At 69.7% G+C, this 17,917-nt stretch carries 13 protein-coding genes; all 13 read left to right on the forward strand.

All coding sequences use genetic code 11. The annotated features are described in order from the left end of the window. Positions 1-9: 9 nt before the first annotated feature. The 13 genes from polA (at position 10) to uvrA (ending at position 17,916) form a co-directional block, all read left to right on the forward strand. Positions 10-2,682, forward strand: coding sequence for a DNA polymerase I (gene polA / locus AC0HS0_RS04700; RefSeq protein ID WP_472961982.1), 2,673 nt, complete (start codon positions 10-12; stop codon positions 2,680-2,682). A gap of 104 nt (positions 2,683-2,786) precedes the next feature. Beyond that, positions 2,787-4,460, forward strand: coding sequence for a DUF885 domain-containing protein (locus tag AC0HS0_RS04705; protein WP_472961984.1), 1,674 nt, complete (start codon positions 2,787-2,789; stop codon positions 4,458-4,460). 32 nt (positions 4,461-4,492) lie between these two features. Next, on the forward strand, positions 4,493-5,113 hold the full coding sequence (locus AC0HS0_RS04710; protein WP_472961985.1) for a DUF4166 domain-containing protein: 621 nt from the start codon (positions 4,493-4,495) through the stop codon (positions 5,111-5,113). Next, positions 5,110-6,078, forward strand: a complete 969-nt coding sequence (locus AC0HS0_RS04715; RefSeq protein WP_472961987.1) for an epimerase — start codon at positions 5,110-5,112, stop codon at positions 6,076-6,078. The genes AC0HS0_RS04710 and AC0HS0_RS04715 overlap by 4 nt, the downstream gene beginning before the upstream one ends. Positions 6,079-6,197: 119 nt before the next feature. Beyond that, positions 6,198-7,640 (forward strand): 30S ribosomal protein S1, encoded by a 1,443-nt coding sequence (gene rpsA, locus AC0HS0_RS04720; protein WP_472961988.1) that lies wholly within the window; start codon positions 6,198-6,200, stop codon positions 7,638-7,640. 100 nt (positions 7,641-7,740) lie between these two features. After that, complete coding sequence (gene coaE, locus AC0HS0_RS04725; protein WP_472961989.1) at positions 7,741-8,337, forward strand: dephospho-CoA kinase; 597 nt, start codon at positions 7,741-7,743, stop codon at positions 8,335-8,337. Between the two features lie 70 nt (positions 8,338-8,407). Beyond that, a complete protein-coding gene (gene uvrB / locus AC0HS0_RS04730; protein WP_472961991.1) occupies positions 8,408-10,474 on the forward strand; it encodes an excinuclease ABC subunit UvrB in 2,067 nt (688 codons plus the stop codon). 81 nt (positions 10,475-10,555) lie between these two features. Further along, a complete protein-coding gene (locus tag AC0HS0_RS04735; RefSeq protein WP_472961993.1) occupies positions 10,556-11,296 on the forward strand; it encodes a DUF4129 domain-containing protein in 741 nt (246 codons plus the stop codon). Positions 11,297-11,307: 11 nt separating this feature from the next. Continuing rightward, complete coding sequence (locus AC0HS0_RS04740) at positions 11,308-11,829, forward strand: hypothetical protein (protein WP_472961994.1); 522 nt, start codon at positions 11,308-11,310, stop codon at positions 11,827-11,829. Next, on the forward strand, positions 11,826-12,866 hold the full coding sequence (locus tag AC0HS0_RS04745) for an AAA family ATPase (protein WP_472961996.1): 1,041 nt from the start codon (positions 11,826-11,828) through the stop codon (positions 12,864-12,866). The genes AC0HS0_RS04740 and AC0HS0_RS04745 overlap by 4 nt, the downstream gene beginning before the upstream one ends. Then, entirely contained in the window at positions 12,866-14,194 is a 1,329-nt protein-coding gene (locus tag AC0HS0_RS04750) for a DUF58 domain-containing protein (protein WP_472961997.1), read from the forward strand. Before AC0HS0_RS04745 ends, AC0HS0_RS04750 begins: the two co-directional genes overlap by 1 nt. After that, positions 14,191-14,745 carry a hypothetical protein gene (locus AC0HS0_RS04755; protein ID WP_472961999.1) on the forward strand — a complete coding sequence of 185 codons (555 nt, stop codon included), beginning with the start codon at positions 14,191-14,193 and terminating at the stop codon, positions 14,743-14,745. Before AC0HS0_RS04750 ends, AC0HS0_RS04755 begins: the two co-directional genes overlap by 4 nt. A gap of 180 nt (positions 14,746-14,925) precedes the next feature. Further along, positions 14,926-17,916: an excinuclease ABC subunit UvrA gene (gene uvrA / locus AC0HS0_RS04760; RefSeq protein ID WP_472962000.1), complete on the forward strand. Its 2,991-nt coding sequence runs from the start codon at positions 14,926-14,928 to the stop codon at positions 17,914-17,916. Position 17,917 lies beyond the last annotated feature (1 nt).

Here is a 17,917-nt window from a genome sequence, read left to right on the forward strand (position 1 = left end):
GCTTACCTGGTGTCAGACTCCGAAAAGCCTACCCTTCTCGTCATCGACGGCCATTCGCTGGCATTCCGGGCCTTCTACGCGTTGCCGGTCGACAGCTTCGTCAACCGCGAGGGGCAGCACACGAACGGCATCCACGGCTTCATCGCGATGCTGATCAACCTGCTCCAGCAGCAGCGTCCGACGCACATCGCGGTGGCCTTCGACATCTCGCGCTATTCGTTCCGCACGCGCGAGTACCCGGAGTACAAGGGCACCCGCAGCGAGACCCCGTCCGAGTTCGTCGGGCAGATCCCGCTGCTGCAGGAGGCCCTCCACGCCATGAACATCACCACGATCGCCAAGGAGGACTTCGAGGCCGACGACGTCCTCGCGACGCTCGCCCGCCAGGGCAAGGAGCAGGGCTACCGCGTCCTGCTGGTCTCCGGCGACCGCGACACCCTCCAGCTCGTCAACGACGACGTGACGCTGCTCTACCCGAACGTACGCGGCGTCTCCGAGCTCAAGGTCTACGACCCTGCGGCGGTGCGCGAGCGCTACGGCGTCGAGCCGCACCAGTACCCCGAGATCGCGGCCCTAGTCGGCGAGACCAGCGACAACCTCATCGGCATCGACAAGGTCGGCGAGAAGACCGCGGTCAAGTGGGTGCAGCAGTACGGCACGGTCGAGAACATCGTCGCGCACGCCGACGAGATCAAGGGCGTCGTGGGGCAGAACCTGCGGGATCAGAAAGAGAATGCGCTCCGCAACCGCCGGCTCAACAAGCTGCTCGACGACGTGGAGCTCGATGTCACCCCGGCCGACCTCGAGCGCAAGCCGCTGAACGAGAACGCCGTGCGTGACATCTTCGCGCGCCTGCAGTTCAAGACGCTGCTCGACCGTCTCATGAAGGCCGCCGCCGAGGAGGGCCTGCTCGACGGCGCGGCGAGCAACCTCGAGCACGGCGACGCCGGGGCTGTGAGTGCTCCCGTGGTGCGCACGCTGGTCGACGAAGAGCTCGCCAACTGGCTGTCGAAGGCGTCCGCCGACGGGCAGGCGGTCGCGGTGCAGCTGGAGACCGGCCCTGCCGGCATCACGGGCTTCGGCCTGGCCGCCGCCGACGACACCGTCTATGTTCCGTGGGCAGCGGGCCGCCGCGACTACGAGGCGCTGGAGGAGTGGATCGCGAGCAGTGCTCCCAAGTTCTTCTTCCACGCCAAGCCGCAGTTCAAGGCACTGAGCCGTGCCGGCTTCATCGTCGACGGCCTCGCGTTCGACACGCGCATCGCCTCCTGGCTCGTCAAGCCGGGCGCCGCACCGCAGTCCCTGGCCGAGCAGGTGTACGAAGTGCTGGGGGAGACCCTGCCGGTCTCCGACCCCAACCAGCTGGTGCCCATCAACGACGCGGTCAGCCCCGCGACGGAGGCCTGGTACATCCGCCGTGTCGCCGAGGGCCAGATGATCGCGCTCGACGAGGGCACCCGCCGGGTTCTCGACGAGATCGAGCTTCCGCTGGTCGCCGTGCTGGCCGAGATGGAGCTGACCGGTGTCTCGATCGACACGGCGGTGCTGAGCCGTTTGCGCGGCGAGCTCACCGACAAGGCGAACGACTACGCCGCCCGTGCCTACGCCGAGGTCGGCCACGAACTCAACCTGGGATCGCCCAAGCAGTTGCAGCAGGTGCTCTTCGACGAGCTCGGGATGCCGAAGACGCGCTCGACCAAGACGGGCTACTCGACCGACGCGCAGTCGCTCGCCGACCTCCAGGAGAGCAACCCGCATCCGTTCCTCGACCTGCTGCTGCAGCACCGCGACGCGACCAAGCTCAAGCAGATCGTCGAAACGCTGGAGCGGTCCATCACCTCCGATGACCGCATCCACACGACGTACGACCAGACCGGCACCAGCACCGGCCGCATCTCATCGAACGACCCCAACCTCCAGAACATCCCGATCCGCACCGAGGAGGGACGCGAGATCCGCTCGGCGTTCCGCAGCGCGGAGGAGTACGAGACGCTGCTGACGGCGGACTACTCGCAGATCGAGATGCGGATCATGGCGCACCTCTCCGAAGACCCGGGCCTCATCGAGGCGTTCAATGCGGGAGAGGACCTCCACCGGTTCGTCGGTGCGCGCGTGTTCTCGGTGGCGCCGGAAGAAGTCACGCCGCTCATGCGCACGAAGGTCAAGGCGATGTCGTACGGCCTCGCCTACGGTCTCAGCCCGTTCGGCCTCTCCAAGCAGCTGCGCATCGAGACCAAAGAGGCGCGCGACCTCATGGCCGGTTACTTCGAGCGTTTCGGTGCGGTGCGCGACTACCTGCGCAGCGTCGTCGAGATCGCCAGGGTCGACGGCTATACCGAGACGATCTTCGGCCGCCGCAGGCCGTTCGCCGACCTGACCAGCACCAACCGGGTGCTCCGGGAGAACGCGGAGCGCCAGGCGCTCAACGCTCCCATCCAGGGCTCGGCCGCCGACATCATGAAGATCGCGATGCTCGGGATCGCCGGCGACTTGATCGACGGCCGCCTGCAGTCGCGGATGCTGCTGCAGGTCCACGACGAGCTCATCTTCGAGGTCGCCCCCGGCGAGTGGGACGCGCTCGAGGCGATCGTGCGCACCCGCATGGCGGGCGCCGCCGACCTCCGCGTGCCCCTCGACGTGCAGATCGGCCGCGGCGCCAACTGGGACGCCGCCGCCCACTGACGATGGGCTCGCGCGACGTCCGCACAGGGCGGATTGCGCGGCGTCTTATCCACAATTCCGCGCCTGCCCTGCCGAGGCGTTCGGGGCCTCGATAGGGTCGGATCATGACGAACGCAGAGAAGCGCGAACCCACTCCGATCGACACGATCGCAGACGAGTGGGTCGACACCCAGTTGGAGCTCCATCCCGAGTACCACGTCTGGCTCGGCCGCCCCGGCCGTGAGGGCGAGTACTCCGACTATTCGCCGGCGGGAGCCGAGCAATCCGTCGCAGCGGTGCGGGAGACCCTCGCGAAGATCCGTCAGGCGGAGCCGGTCGACGACATCGACCGCGTCACCAAGATGGACCTCTCCCGCGAGCTCGAGCTCACGATCGAGAAGCACGAGGCCGGTTTCGACCAGCGCGACCTCAACGTGATCGCATCCCCCGCGCAGGAGCTGCGCGACATCTTCGACCTCGTCCCCACCGACACTGAGGACGACTGGGCGAACGTCGCGAAGCGGCTCCACAATCTCCCCGCCGCGATGGACGGCTACATCGAGACGCTCCGCAGCGGAATCGCCGCGGGCAACGTGCCCGCGATCCGCCAGGTGCGGGAGGTGCTCGCCCAGGCGAATAAGCAGGTCGCCGACAGCGGCTTCTTCTTCGAGTTCACCGGCTCGGCGAACGCCGGAGGGGCGGAGCTGCCGGAGTCGCTGAAGTCCGACCTCGCGTCGGGCGCGGCCGAGTCCGCCGCGGCGTACGCGAAGCTCGCCTCGTTCCTGCACGACGAGCTCGCGTCCCATGCGCCCGAGAAGGACGCCGTCGGCCGCGAGCTCTACGCGCTCGCGTCCCGCGACTTCCTCGGCGCCACGGTCGACCTCGACGAGACGTACGAGTGGGGCATCGAGGAGCTCGCGCGCATGGTCGCCGAGCAGGAGTCGATCGCGAACGAGATCAAGCCGGGCGCTTCGGTGCGCGAGGCGATCGCGTTCCTCGACGGCGACGCCTCCCGCAAGCTGCACGGCACCGACGCCCTCCAGAAGTGGATGCAGGAGACCAGCGATCGCGCGATCGAAGAGCTCGGCCGTTCCCACTTCGACATCCCGGTCGAGATCCGCCGCCTCGAGTGCATGATCGCGCCCACACAGGAGGGCGGCATCTACTACACCGGCCCGAGCGACGACTTCGCCCGCGCCGGTCGCATGTGGTGGAGCGTCCCCGAGGGCGTCACCGAGTTCGACACCTGGCGCGAGCTGACGACCGTGTACCACGAGGGGGTTCCCGGCCACCACCTCCAGATCGCTCAGGCGACGTACAACAAGGCGCAGCTGAACTCGTGGCGTCGCATTGCGGGCACGTCGGGTCATGCCGAGGGCTGGGCGCTCTACGCCGAGCGTCTGATGGAGCAGCTGGGTTACCTCGACGACCCGGCCGATCGCCTCGGGATGCTCGACGGCCAGCGCATGCGCGCGGCCCGTGTGGTGCTCGACATCGGCGTGCACCTCGAGAAGCAGCTGCCCGACGGGTCCGGCCCGTGGACCGGCGACTACGCGTTCGGCTTCCTCGGCGAGAACGTCAACATGAACGAGGGCTTCGTGCGCTTCGAGGTCAACCGCTACCTCGGCTGGCCGGGCCAGGCGCCGTCGTACAAGATCGGTCAGCGCATCTGGGAGCAGCTGCGCGACGAGTACGCGCGTCGCGAGGGAGCCTCGTTCGACATCAAGGCGTTCCACAAGAAGGCTCTCGACATCGGCGGCGTCGGCCTCGACACGCTGAAGTCGGCGCTGCTCGACTGAGCGACCTCCACGCAGAAGGGCGCGCAGCCGCGATGACCTCCCCGTACCGGGCCGTACTGGGCCCGGCGTTCGACGAGCTCCATCCGCGGCTGCGCGCCTACTTCGACGCCATCCCGGCCGGATCGACCGGCCGGGGCCGCGGAGTGTTCGACAGTGTCGGCACTCCGCGGCGCTGGCTCTGGCCGGCGCTCGCGCCGTTGGGGAGGGCGCACGTGATGTTCCCGGTGTGGCAACACGACGTCCCTTTCACTGTGCAGAACGTGCCGGTCACCTCGGCCGACGGCGGTCCGGCCGTCCGCGCCGTGCGGAGGTTCGAGCTTCACGGGCGCCCGCGCGAGATGCGCGACGAGATCGGCGTCGACGGCGGCCTGGTCGTCGACCGGCTCGGATCGCCCCCGCTGGTGGAGGGGTGGTTCACCGCGCGAGTGGTCGACGGCGCTCTGAGGCTGGTGTCGCGCCCTGTCGCGGTGCGGGCCGGGAGGCGGCGGCTGGTCATCCCGGGGCCGCTCGCGCCGGTCGTCGCGCTGACCGAACGGTACGACGACGTGCAAGACGCCCAGCTGGTCTCCATCGTCGTCCGGGTGCCCGTGATCGGTAGGGTGTACCAGTACGCGGGCGCCTTCCGCTACCGGATCACGCGGGGGAGTGAGTGAGCGAGCGCATCGTCATCGCCGGTGCGTCCGGTTTCATCGGACGGTATCTGGCAGAGCACTATCGCGCCGCCGGGGCGACCGTGCTGCTCGTCGGGCGCGACGGAGCCGACGCGCGCTGGGACGACCCCGCCGCACTGCGGCAGGTCGTCACCGGTGCCGACGTGCTCATCAACCTCGCAGGCAAGAGCGTCAACTGCCGCTACGGCGACGCGAACCGCGCCGAGATCTTCCGTTCGCGGCTGCAGACGACCCGGGCGCTCCGGGAGGCCGTCGCCGCCTCCGACGCGCCGCCTCCGGTGTGGTTCAACGCCTCCACCGCGACCATCTACCGCCACGCGGAGGACCGGCCGATGACCGAGTCCACAGGCGAGCTCGGCGCCGGGTTCTCGGTGAACGTCGCGCGGGCGTGGGAGGCCGAGTTCTTCGAGGGGGAGCTCCCGGGCACCCGACGGGTGGCGCTGCGGATGGCGATCGTGCTCGGCGACGGCTCCGCGCTGGTGCCGCTCATCCGGCTCGCCCGCTTCGGGCTCGGCGGTCCGCAGCTCGACGGCCGCTGGTTCGCGACGACCGCGCGCCGCAACGCGGGCACGTTCCACGAGTTCCGCGCCCGCGGCGGACGGCAGCGGTTCAGCTGGGTGCACCTCCGCGACGTCCTCGGTGCGATCGAGTTCCTCCGCTCGGCGGACCTCGACGGCCCGATGAACATCGCGTCCCCGAACCCGGTAGACAATCGCACGATGATGGCGACCCTGCGTCGCGTGCTCGGCGCGCCCGTCGGCCTCCCGGCGACGCGGTGGATGCTCGAGCTCGGGTCGGCTGTCATCCGCACGGAGACCGAACTGGTGCTGAAGAGCCGCTGGGTGGTCCCCGAGCGACTGCTCGCCGCAGGCTTCGCGTTCGAGTATCCGGAGCTCGAGCCGGCGCTTCGCGACATCGTCGCCCGGCGCGAGTTGCTGCATCCGTAACGCAGTCGGTAGACTAGACCGTCACTTGTGTGACATCCACATCCGCCTGCCGTTCGCGGAAGACACCCACAGAGGTTCGCGCTCGGCCTGATTTATGTCCATTACGGAGCATCCACTACATGACAACCGCAACGACCGACAAGGCACCGAAGCAGGTCGCCGTCAACGACATCGGGTCTGCTGAAGACTTTCTTGCCGCGGTCGAAAAGACGCTGAAGTTCTTCAACGACGGAGACCTCATCGAGGGCACCGTCGTCAAGATCGACCGCGACGAGGTCCTCCTCGACGTCGGCTACAAGACCGAGGGTGTCATCCCCTCCCGCGAGCTTTCCATCAAGCACGACGTCGACCCCAGCGAGGTCGTCGAGGTCGGCGACACCGTCGAGGCGCTCGTTCTCCAGAAGGAGGACAAAGAGGGTCGCCTCATCCTGTCCAAGAAGCGTGCGCAGTACGAGCGCGCCTGGGGCGATGTCGAGAAGATCAAGGAGGCCGACGGTGTCGTCACCGGTACGGTCATCGAGGTCGTCAAGGGCGGCCTGATCGTCGACATCGGCCTGCGCGGCTTCCTGCCGGCGTCGCTCATCGAGCTGCGCCGCGTCCGCGACCTAACCCCGTACCTGGGCCAGGAGATCGAGGCCAAGATCCTCGAGCTCGACAAGAACCGCAACAACGTGGTCCTGTCGCGTCGCGCACTGCTGGAGCAGACCCAGTCGGAGTCCCGCACCACGTTCCTGAACAACCTGCACAAGGGTCAGGTCCGCAAGGGTGTCGTCTCCTCGATCGTCAACTTCGGCGCGTTCGTCGACCTGGGCGGCGTGGACGGCCTCGTGCACGTCTCCGAGCTGTCCTGGAAGCACATCGAGCACGCTTCCGAGGTCGTCGAGGTCGGCCAGGAGGTCACCGTCGAGATCCTCGAGGTCGACCTGGACCGCGAGCGCGTCTCGCTGTCGCTCAAGGCGACCCAGGAGGACCCGTGGCAGGTCTTCGCCCGCACCCACGCGATCGGTCAGGTCGCTCCGGGCAAGGTCACGAAGCTGGTTCCGTTCGGTGCGTTCGTGCGCGTCGCAGACGGCATCGAGGGCCTGGTGCACATCTCCGAGCTCTCCGGCAAGCACGTCGAGCTCGCCGAGCAGGTCGTGTCGGTCGGCGAAGAGGTCTTCGTCAAGGTCATCGACATCGACCTGGAGCGCCGCCGCATCTCGCTCAGCCTCAAGCAGGCGAACGAGGGCGTCGACCCCGAAGGCACCGAGTTCGACCCGGCCCTCTACGGCATGGTCACCGAGTACGACGACCAGGGGAACTACAAGTACCCCGAGGGCTTCGACCCGGAGACCAACGAGTGGAAGGAAGGCTTCGACACCCAGCGCGACGAGTGGGAGCAGCAGTACGCTGCGGCTCAGGCCCGCTGGGAGGCTCACAAGCGCCAGGTCGCCAAGGGCATCGAGGAGGCGGCCGCCGACAGCGGTTCCTCGTCGTACTCCAGCGAGACGGGCTCGGGCGGCACTCTCGCCGACGACGAGTCCCTCGCGGCGCTGCGCGAGAAGCTCAGCTCCAACAACTGAGACACGTCTCATCCGCGAGCGGCCGGTCCTTCGGGGCCGGCCGTTCCGGCGTTAAGCGCAGCCTCCCTCGGCGTGTTCGAGGGCGGATAGGCTGGTTGCCGTGCAGCTGATCGGACTCACCGGCGGGATCGCCTCCGGCAAATCGACCATCGCCTCCCGTCTCGCCGAGCTCGGTGCCGTCGTCGTCGACGCCGACCGCATCGCACGCGAAGTCGTCGAACCGGGCACCCCGGCCCTCGCCGAAATCGCGCGCACTTTCGGCGACGGCGTCATCGCCGCCGATGGCAACCTCGACCGGCCGGCGCTCGGCGCCATCGTCTTCGGCGACGCGGAGGCGCTCCGGAAACTCAACGGCATCACGCATCCTGCGGTGCTGGCGGCCTCCACCGCGCGGTTCGATGCGGCGGCGGCGGCGGATCCCGCAGCGATCGTCGTCTACGACGTCCCGCTGCTGGTGGAGTCGGCGAACGAGTACCCGTTCGATCTCGTGGTCGTCGCACACGCGTCGGCCGCTACCCGGGCCGATCGGCTCGTCCGGCTGCGCGGGATGGCGCCAGAGGAGGCAGAGCGCCGCATCGGCTCGCAGGCGTCCGACGAGGAGCGCCTGGCCGTGGCCGACGTCGTGATCGACACCGACGGCAGTCTGGCGCAGACGCTCGAGCAGGTCGACGAGCTCTGGGAGGGCCTGCGCTCCTGATGCGGCCGGAGCGGTTCCGCTCTCAGCGAGAGCGGGCCGCGATGTCGGTGGTCGTTCCTAGACTGGAGTCATGCAAGCCACCCGTCTCGTCCGTCCGTTCGAGGTCGTCAGCGAGTACGCGCCGAGCGGCGACCAGCCCAAGGCGATCGCCGAGCTCGCCGGCCGTATCAACGCGGGAGAGACCGATGTCGTCCTGCTCGGTGCGACCGGCACCGGAAAGTCGGCGACGACCGCGTGGCTGGTCGAGCAGGTGCAGCGACCGACGCTCGTGCTCGCGCACAACAAGACACTCGCCGCGCAGCTCGCCAACGAGTTCCGGGAGCTGCTTCCCAACAACGCGGTCGAGTACTTCGTCTCGTATTACGACTACTACCAGCCCGAGGCCTACGTGCCGCAGACAGACACCTTCATCGAGAAGGACTCCTCGGTCAACGCCGAGGTCGAGCGCCTGCGTCACTCCACCACGAACTCGCTGCTCAGCCGCCGCGACGTCGTCGTGGTCTCCACCGTCTCCTGCATCTACGGTCTCGGCGCGGCCGAGGAGTACCTGGAGGCGATGGTCGCCCTCCAGGTCGGCCAGAACGTCGGCCGCGACGCGCTCATCCGTCGCTTCGTCGCGATGCAATACGAGCGCAACGACGTCGACTTCTCGCGCGGCAAGTTCCGCGTGCGCGGCGACACGATCGAGATCATCCCGATGTACGAGGAGCACGCCGTGCGCGTCGAGCTGTTCGGCGACGAGATCGAGGCCCTGTACTCGCTGCACCCGCTGACCGGCGAGGTGCTGCAGAAGATGGACGCGGTCTCGGTCTTCCCGGCGACGCACTACGCGGCCAGCCCGGCGACCATGCAGCGCGCGATCGGCACCATCCAGGAGGAGCTCCGCGAGCGCCTGCAGGAGCTGGAGCGCGAGGGCAAGCTGCTCGAGGCCCAGCGGCTGCGCATGCGCACCCAGTTCGACCTCGAGATGATGGAGCAGATCGGATTCTGCTCCGGCATCGAGAACTACTCGCGGCACATCGACGGCCGGCTGCCGGGCGAGGCGCCGAACTGCCTGCTCGACTATTTCCCCGACGACTTCCTGGTCGTGATCGACGAGTCGCACGTGACCGTTCCACAGATCGGCGCGATGTACGAGGGCGACGCCTCCCGCAAGCGCACACTGGTCGAGCACGGCTTCCGGCTTCCCAGCGCCCTCGACAACCGACCACTGCGCTGGAACGAGTTCAAAGACCGTGTGGGCCAGACCGTGTATCTCTCGGCGACGCCCGGTCAGTACGAGATGGGCGTCGCGGACGGCGTGGTCGAGCAGATCATCCGCCCGACGGGCCTGGTCGATCCGCAGATCGTGGTCAAGCCGACGAAGGGCCAGATCGACGACCTGCTCGAGGAGATCCGGGTGCGCGTCGAGCGTGACGAGCGCATCCTCGTCACCACGCTGACCAAGAAGATGGCCGAGGAGCTCACCGACTTCCTCGCCGAGGCCGGCGTGAAGGTCCGCTACCTCCACTCGGACGTCGACACCCTGCGCCGCGTCGAGCTCCTCACCGAACTGCGTGCCGGCGTCTACGACGTGCTCGTGGGCATCAACCTGCTGCGTGAGGGGCTCGACCTCCCCGAGGTCTCGCTCGTCGCGATCCTCGACGCCGACAAGGAGGGATTCCTGCGGTCGTCGACGTCGCTCATCCAGACGATCGGCCGTGCTGCCCGAAACGTGTCGGGCGAGGTGCACATGTACGCCGACGTCCTGACCGACTCGATGAAGAACGCCATCGAGGAGACCGACCGACGTCGCGAGCTGCAGATCGAGTACAACCGGGCGAACGGCATCGACCCCCAGCCGCTGCGCAAGCGCATCGCCGACATCACCGACGTGCTCGCTCGCGAGGAGGCCGACACGGCACGCATCCTCGCCGGCCGCGAACAGCGGCGCAAGAGCCCCACCCCGAACCTGCGCAATGGCGGCATCGCGGCGCAGGGCGCCGCCGAGCTGGAGGGCCTGATCGCCGACCTCAACGGCCAGATGCTCGCGGCAGCGGGCGAGTTGAAGTTCGAGCTGGCGGCGCGGTTGCGCGACGAGCTCTCCGACCTCAAGCGCGACCTGCGGCAGATGGAGAAGGCCGGCCACCTGGGCTGAGCCTGGTCGGGGTGCGCAGCCTCTGCAGTGCTCGGCGCGCACCGGCCGCAGTGGCGCTACGGTGGCAGAGTGGGCTCGAAGGTGACGCGAACGCGGCAGCGGCGGTGGATCGTCGCAGCTGCCGCTGTGCTGCTGGCGCTGTCGGGCGTCGCCCTGGCGTTCCAAGGCGCGCCCGCCTTCACGGGGCTGCGCTTCACGCCTCCGGCCTCGAACCTCCAGCCGCGGCCGGATGAGGAGCAGCACGCGACGGGAACGCCCGCGCCTCAGGACATCGCACACGAGACGCGGATCGACCTGACCTGGGTGACCTACGCGCTGGTGATCATCGCTGTCGTCGTCGTCGTCGCTCTGCTCTGGCGGTATCTGCGCCGCCGGCTCCGGCCCGAGTTCCCCGGCGTCCGCGGGGAGGTCGCCGGATCGACGGACGGCGCGATCGCTCCCGATCCGCCCGAGCAGCCCCGACCTGAGCAGGTGCGGCGCGGGCTCGACCGCGCGCTCGACCTCCTCGGCGAGGGCAGGGAGCCGCGCGATGCCATCGAGCGTGCCTGGCTGGGCCTGGAGGAGGGAGCGGCCGACAGTGGCGTCCACCGCATGCCGGCCGAGACGCCGGGGGAGTTCGTCGGCCGGGTGGTGGCGCGTGTCGCATCCGACCGGGTGGCCGCCCGCGATCTTCTCGACCTCTATCTGCGCGCGCGGTTCAGCGACGCACCGGTGACCGCGGCCGACGTCGACAGGGCGCGAGCGGCCATCGAGGCGTTGCGCGCGTCTTGGCGAGAGGGCGTGGGAGCCCGCGTGAGCGCGACGGGCGGTTCCGCCCGATGACGCGGGCACGCATGACCAGACGAGCCGTCGGGTGCCTGCTCGCCGGGGCGATCGTCGGCACGGCGGCGTGGTTCTTCGGGATGGACGCGCCGCACGCGGCCGGGCTCGGCGCCGTCGTCTTCGCACTCTGCGCCGTCCTGTCGCTGCTCGGCGACCAGGCCGACGTGACCTGGAGGGTGCCGTCTCCGCAGCCGCGTCCCGGCGCGCGCCGGGACGTCGTCCAGCTGGGCTGGTCGCTGGGAGCGCGCGGGGGGCGGGTGTCGCCGGAGGCGGTCCGCCGGCTGCGCGGGCTCGCGGCAGAAGTCCTCGACCGGCAGGGCGTCCAGCTGGACGATCCGTCATCCGCCGCCGAGGTCGTCGCCCTCCTCGGCGACGACACCGCCGCCATGCTGCGCAAGGGGAGTGCCGCCGCACCCCGCCCCCGCGACTTCGCCGCGTCGCTCTCCCGGCTGGAGGCGCTCGCCCAAGCCGACCGGCAGGTCACCGACCCGTCGACCTCCTCGCCCACCTCCGACACGTCTGGAGCCGCATGACCCCCGATCCCGCCACGTCCCCCGGTAGCGCTGCCGGCACCGCCGACACCCTCGCTCCGCTCTCGGTCGAGGAGGTCTCCCGCCTCGGCGCGGAGGCCCTCGCGCGGGTCGAGAGCGTGGTCGTCGGGATGCGCGAGCCGCTGCAGATCGCTCTGGCCGCCGTGCTCGCGGGCGGTCACGTGCTGTTCGAGGACGTTCCCGGTCTCGGCAAGACCCTCGCCGCCCGGAGCATCGCGAGCGCGGTCGGGCTCGACTTCCGCCGGCTGCAGTGCACACCCGACCTCCTGCCGTCCGACATCACCGGTTCGTTCGTCTACGTGCCGTCGACCGCGGAGTTCGAGTTCCGTCCGGGGCCGGTGTTCACGGGGCTGTTCCTCGCCGACGAGATCAACCGCACGTCGCCCAAGACGCAATCCGCGCTGCTGGAGGCCATGGCCGAGGGGCAGGTGTCCGTGGAAGGCCAGAGCTTCGCGCTGCCCCGGCCGTTCCACGTCGTAGCGACCGCCAACCCGATCGAGTCGGAGGGCACCTACGCCCTGCCGGAGGCGCAGCTCGACCGTTTCATGGTCCGTCTCGGCGTGGGCTACCCGGATGCGGCCGGCGAGACGCAGGTGCTGCTCGCGCGCATCGCCCGCCGCCACGAGGTCGCGACGGTCGAACCGGTCATGGACGCGCAGACGCTCCTGGCGATGCAGGCCGGTGTCGAACGCGTGGATGTCGATCCGGACATCGCCGCCTACTGCGTCGCCCTCGCTGCGGCCACCCGGCGGCACCGCTCGGTGGAGGTTGGCGCGTCGCCGCGCGGCTCGCAAGGGCTGCTGCTGGTGGCTCGGGCGCTCGCGGTGCTCGCGGGACGCGACTTCGTCATCCCCGACGACATCAAGCGCGTCGCCGTGCCGGTGCTCGCGCACCGGTTGACGCTGACCGTGCAGGCGTGGACGAGCGGCGTGAGCGCGTCGCAGGTCGTGCTGGAGGTCGTCTCCGGCGTGCCGGGACCGCCGACGGTGGGCGCACGCGAACGGGAGACGGCGCCCTGATGTCGCTGTGGTCGCGGGCGCGCATGCCCGGGCCGCGCGAGCGTCCGGAGGCGGCGGAGGGCGGCTCGCGCTGGTCGCTGAGTCCGGCGATCACCGCCGCCGCGATCGTCGCGGCGGTCTGCCTGGTCGCGGCATTCGTGATGTCGCGGCTCGAACTCGTCCTCGTCGCAGCTCCATTGCTGATGACGGCGGTGATCGGCTGGTCGTCGCGGCCGGATACCGCGGGGGCCCGCGCGAGCGTCGTCATCGGCGGCGACGAAGCCGACGGCCGCGTGCTCGTCGACGCGGTGGCCGAGGCGGAGGCGCGCGTCGACGGCCTCCACCTCCGCATCCGCCGCTCCGACCGGGAGCCGGAGGACGTACTGGTGACCCCCGCGTCCGGTCGGCGGCTACTCTTCCGGGTCGCCGCGTCGCACTCCGGTCCGCAGCGGATCCTGTCCATCGCTGCCCGCGGGATCGGGCCGGACGCAGCGTGGGTCGGCGATCCCGGCAGCCCGGCGGTGGCCGAGCGCGTGATGCGCCCGAAGGCGCAGCGGGTGCGGAGCCTCCCGCTGCCCGCCCGGCTGCTCGGGCTGACGGGCGGGCACGTGTCGACCCGCCCGGGCGACGGAGGCGAGTTCCGCGACATCGACCGATTCAGGCCGGGCGATCGCCTGCGCCGGATCGACTGGAAGGCCACGGCGCGCCTGGCCCAGCGACCGGGGGAGTTGTATGTCCGGCGGACGACGGCGACCTCGGATGCCGCGATCCAACTCGTCGTGGACGCTCGGGACGACGTGCCCGGCGCCGTCGCCGGCTGGGCGGCACCGTACCCGCGCCCGGGGGCGACCTCCCTCGACCTGGCCAGGGAGGCCGCGGTCTCGCTGGCCGACGCCTACGCCGGCGCGTCGGACCGCGTCGGCTTCGACGACCTCTCCGACGCTCGCCGCGCGCTGCCGCCGCGTGCGGGGGCGCGCCACCTGAGCAGGGTGCTGCGCGCGGTCGAGCTGACCACGGCGCACGGTGCGGCGACGGAGCGGGCACGCGCGCCGCGGCTGGCGCAGGGTGCCGTCGTCTTCGTGATGTCGACGTTCCTCGACGACCAGGCGACCCGGCTGGCGCTCACCTGGCGGGCGGCCGGTCATCGCGTCGTCGTGGTCGACGTGCTCCCGCCGCGCAGTGTCGACGAGCTCGCCGCCCGCGAGCGGCTCGCGCTCCGCCTCGTCGACCTCGAGCGCGCCCTCCGGCTGGATCGCCTGCGTGCGGCGGGGGCCGAGCTGCTGGTCTGGTCGTCGCCGGACCGCGACGCGGTGCTGCGCCGCCTGGCGACCCCGCGGAGGCGACCATGAGTGCGGCGGGTGCGGGCAGGCCCGCCTCCGGACGCCCGGCTCCCGACCGCCCCGCTCCCGATCTCGGCCGCACCCTCCCATCGTGGTCGCTGCGGGTGGCGTTCGCGCTGGTCGCCGTGCCGCTCGCGGTGACCGCGGCGCCGAGCGGTCCGTGGCCGGCGCTGGCCGTCCTCCTGACCGGCGTCGCGGTCGTCGTCCCGCGGTGGCGGGTGGCCTGGGTGCTGATCGCGGTGGTGGCGTTCTCGACACTCCTGGAGCCGGGAACCCTGACCCCGCGACTGCTCGCGCTGATCGCGGCCGTACATGCCCTGCACCTGCTGGCGGCGTGGATGCTCGTCCTCCCGCCGTCCGCACGGTTCCAGCCCGCCGTGCTGCTGCCTTCGCTGCGCCGCTTCGGCCTGATCCAGCTGCCCGTGCAGGCCGCGGCGGTCGTGCTGCTGCTCGTTGCGAGGCCCGCGGCGGCGCCCTGGCTGGCGATGGTCTCCGGGGCGGCGATCGTGGCGCTCGTCGTGCTGCTGGCGGCGATCCTCCTCGCCCGGCCACGGGCCTGAGCGCGGGTGCCGACGACCGGCTCGCGATGAATGTCGGTGGTTTGGCGTACGCTCGCGCGTGTTCGCGAATCGTGTTGTCGAGGCGCTAGAATCGAACAAAGCTTCGAACCATCCCGTGGGGGCACTGCGCGCGTGCGCGGTGGGCGAACAGACACCGGGGCGACGGCGGAATAGCGGAGAATGGAACGAGTGAGCAGTCTGAGCATGAGCGGGGATACGGGTTTCGACGGCGTGAGCTTCAGTGACGACAGGGGTGGGGCGTCGGCGTTCGCCAAGCCGGGCAAGGTCGTGGGATCGCACCTGAGCGTGCGGGGTGCGCGCGTGCACAACCTGCACAACGTCGACCTCGAGATACCGCGCGACTCGATGGTGGTCTTCACCGGCCTGTCCGGGTCGGGCAAGTCTTCGCTCGCGTTCGACACGATCTTCGCCGAGGGGCAGCGCCGCTACGTGGAGTCGCTGTCCGCCTACGCGCGCCAGTTCCTCGGCCAGGTCGACCGTCCCGACGTCGATTTCATCGAGGGCCTGAGCCCCGCGGTCTCCATCGACCAGAAGTCGACCAACCGCAATCCGCGCTCGACCGTCGGCACGATCACCGAGATCTACGACTACATGCGACTCCTCTGGGCGCGCATCGGCGTACCGCACTGCCCGGTCTGCGGTGAGAAGATCCAGCGCCAGACGGTGCAGCAGATCGCCGATCAGCTCATGGAACTCGAGGCCGGCACCCGCTACATGGTGGTGAGCCCGGTCATCTCGCAGAAGAAGGGCGAGTTCGTCGACCTCTTCAAGGAGCTCGCGGCCGGCGGCTATTCGCGTGCCCTGGTCGACGGCCAGCAGGTGCAGCTGAGCGACCCGCCGACCCTCAAGAAGCAGTACAAGCATGACATCGCGGTCGTCGTCGACCGGCTCGTGGCCGGCCCCGACATCCTGAGCCGCCTCACCGACTCGCTCGAGACCGCGCTGCGGCTCACCGACGGCCTGGTGCAGGTCAATTTCGTCGACCGCGAGGGGCCGGAGGCCTGGCAGTCGTTCAGCGAGAAGCTGTCCTGTCCGAACGGTCACCCCATCCAGCTCACGGAGATCGAGCCGCGCACGTTCTCGTTCAACGCGCCGTTCGGCGCCTGCCCCGAGTGCTCGGGGCTCGGCACGCGCATGTCGGTCGACGAAGACCTGCTGCTCGGCGACGACGAGCTCAGCATCGCCGAGGGCGTGATCATCCCGTGGACGACGCAGGGCAAGGGCCTGTTCAACTACTACGAGAAGCTGCTCGACGGCCTCGCGCGCGACCTCGGCTTCTCGCTGAAGACGCCGTGGAAGAAGCTCCCGGCGAACGTCACAGAGGCCGTGCTGAACGGTGACAACTTCGAGGTCAAGGTGCGGTGGAAGAACCGTTACGGCCGCGAGATGTCCTACACGTCCGGGTTCGAGGGCGTGGTGCCCTACATCGAGCGCCAGTACGCCCAGGCCGAGACCGACACCCAGCGGGCCCGGTGGGCCGAATACCTGCGCGAAGTGCCGTGCCCGGTGTGCAAGGGCAAGCGCCTGAAGCCGGAGGTGCTCGCGGTGCTCGTGCACGGTGCGTCGATCGCCGACGCCTCCGAGCTCAGCCTCTCCGACGCTCGGGCGTTCATGGAGAAGCTGCACCTGACCGAGCGCGAGCAGAAGATCGGCGCGCAGGTGCTGCGCGAGATCAAGATCCGACTCGACTTCCTGATCCAGGTCGGCCTCAGCTACCTCGATCTGGCGCGTGCGGCCGCGACCCTGTCCGGAGGCGAGGCGCAGCGCATTCGCCTGGCCACCCAGATCGGCTCCGGGCTCACCGGCGTGCTGTACGTGCTCGACGAGCCGAGCATCGGCCTCCACCAGCGCGACAACCGCCGTCTCATCGACACACTCGTCGCACTGCGCGACCTGGGCAACACGCTGATCGTCGTCGAGCACGACGAAGACACGATCCGCACGGCCGACTGGATCGTCGACATCGGTCCGGGCGCGGGTGTCAACGGCGGTCACGTCGTGCACTCGGGCTCCTACGACGACCTGCTCGCGAACACCGACTCGCTCACCGGCGACTACCTCGCAGGCCGACGCGAGATCGCGATCCCCGAGAAGCGCAGGAAGATCGACAAGAAGCGGGTGCTCCGCGTCGTCGATGCGGAGGCGAACAACCTCAAGAAGGTCACGGTCGACTTCCCGCTCGGTGCGTTCGTCGCGGTCACGGGCGTCTCCGGGTCCGGCAAGTCGTCGCTGGTCAACGACATCCTCTACCGTGTGCTCGCCAACAAGCTCAACGGCGCCCGCAAGCTGCCGGGCAAGCACCGCACCGTGACGGGCCTCGAGAACCTCGACAAGGTCGTGCACGTCGACCAGGCGCCGATCGGCCGCACCCCGCGGTCCAACCCGGCGACCTACACAGGCGTCTTCGACCGCATCCGCACGCTGTTCTCCGAGACGCCGGAGGCCAAGGCCCGCGGCTATCTGCCCGGCCGGTTCAGCTTCAACGTCAAGGGTGGGCGCTGCGAGGCGTGCTCGGGCGACGGCACCATCAAGATCGAGATGAACTTCCTGCCTGACGTCTACGTCGCGTGCGAGGTGTGCGGGGGAGCGCGGTACAACCGCGACACCCTCACCGTGCACTACAAGGGCAAGAACATCGCCGAGGTGCTCGACATGCCGATCAGCGAGGCCGCGGAATTCTTCCGGCCGATCTCGGCGATCCACCGCTACCTGCAGACGCTCGTCGACGTGGGGCTCGGCTACGTGCGCCTCGGGCAGAGTGCGACGACGCTGTCGGGAGGCGAGGCGCAGCGCGTCAAGCTCGCGACGGAGCTGCAGCGGCGGTCGAACGGCCGCAGCGTGTACGTGCTCGACGAGCCGACGACAGGTCTGCACTTCGAAGACGTGCGCAAGCTGCTGCTCGTGCTGAACGGGCTGCTCGACAAGGGCAACACGGTCATCGTCATCGAGCACAACCTCGACGTCATCAAGTCTGCCGACTGGATCATCGATATGGGTCCGGAGGGCGGGGCCGGCGGTGGAACGGTCATCGCGACGGGAACGCCGGAGCAGGTCGCCGAGGCCCCCGGAAGCCACACCGGTTTCTTCCTCAAGGAAATGCTGCAGGGGGAGGGCGCCATCGGCTCCGAGCGTGTCCGCGGCGCCGCGTAAG

The sequence above is a fragment of the Leifsonia sp. PARNA 1/14 genome (assembly GCF_055720965.1).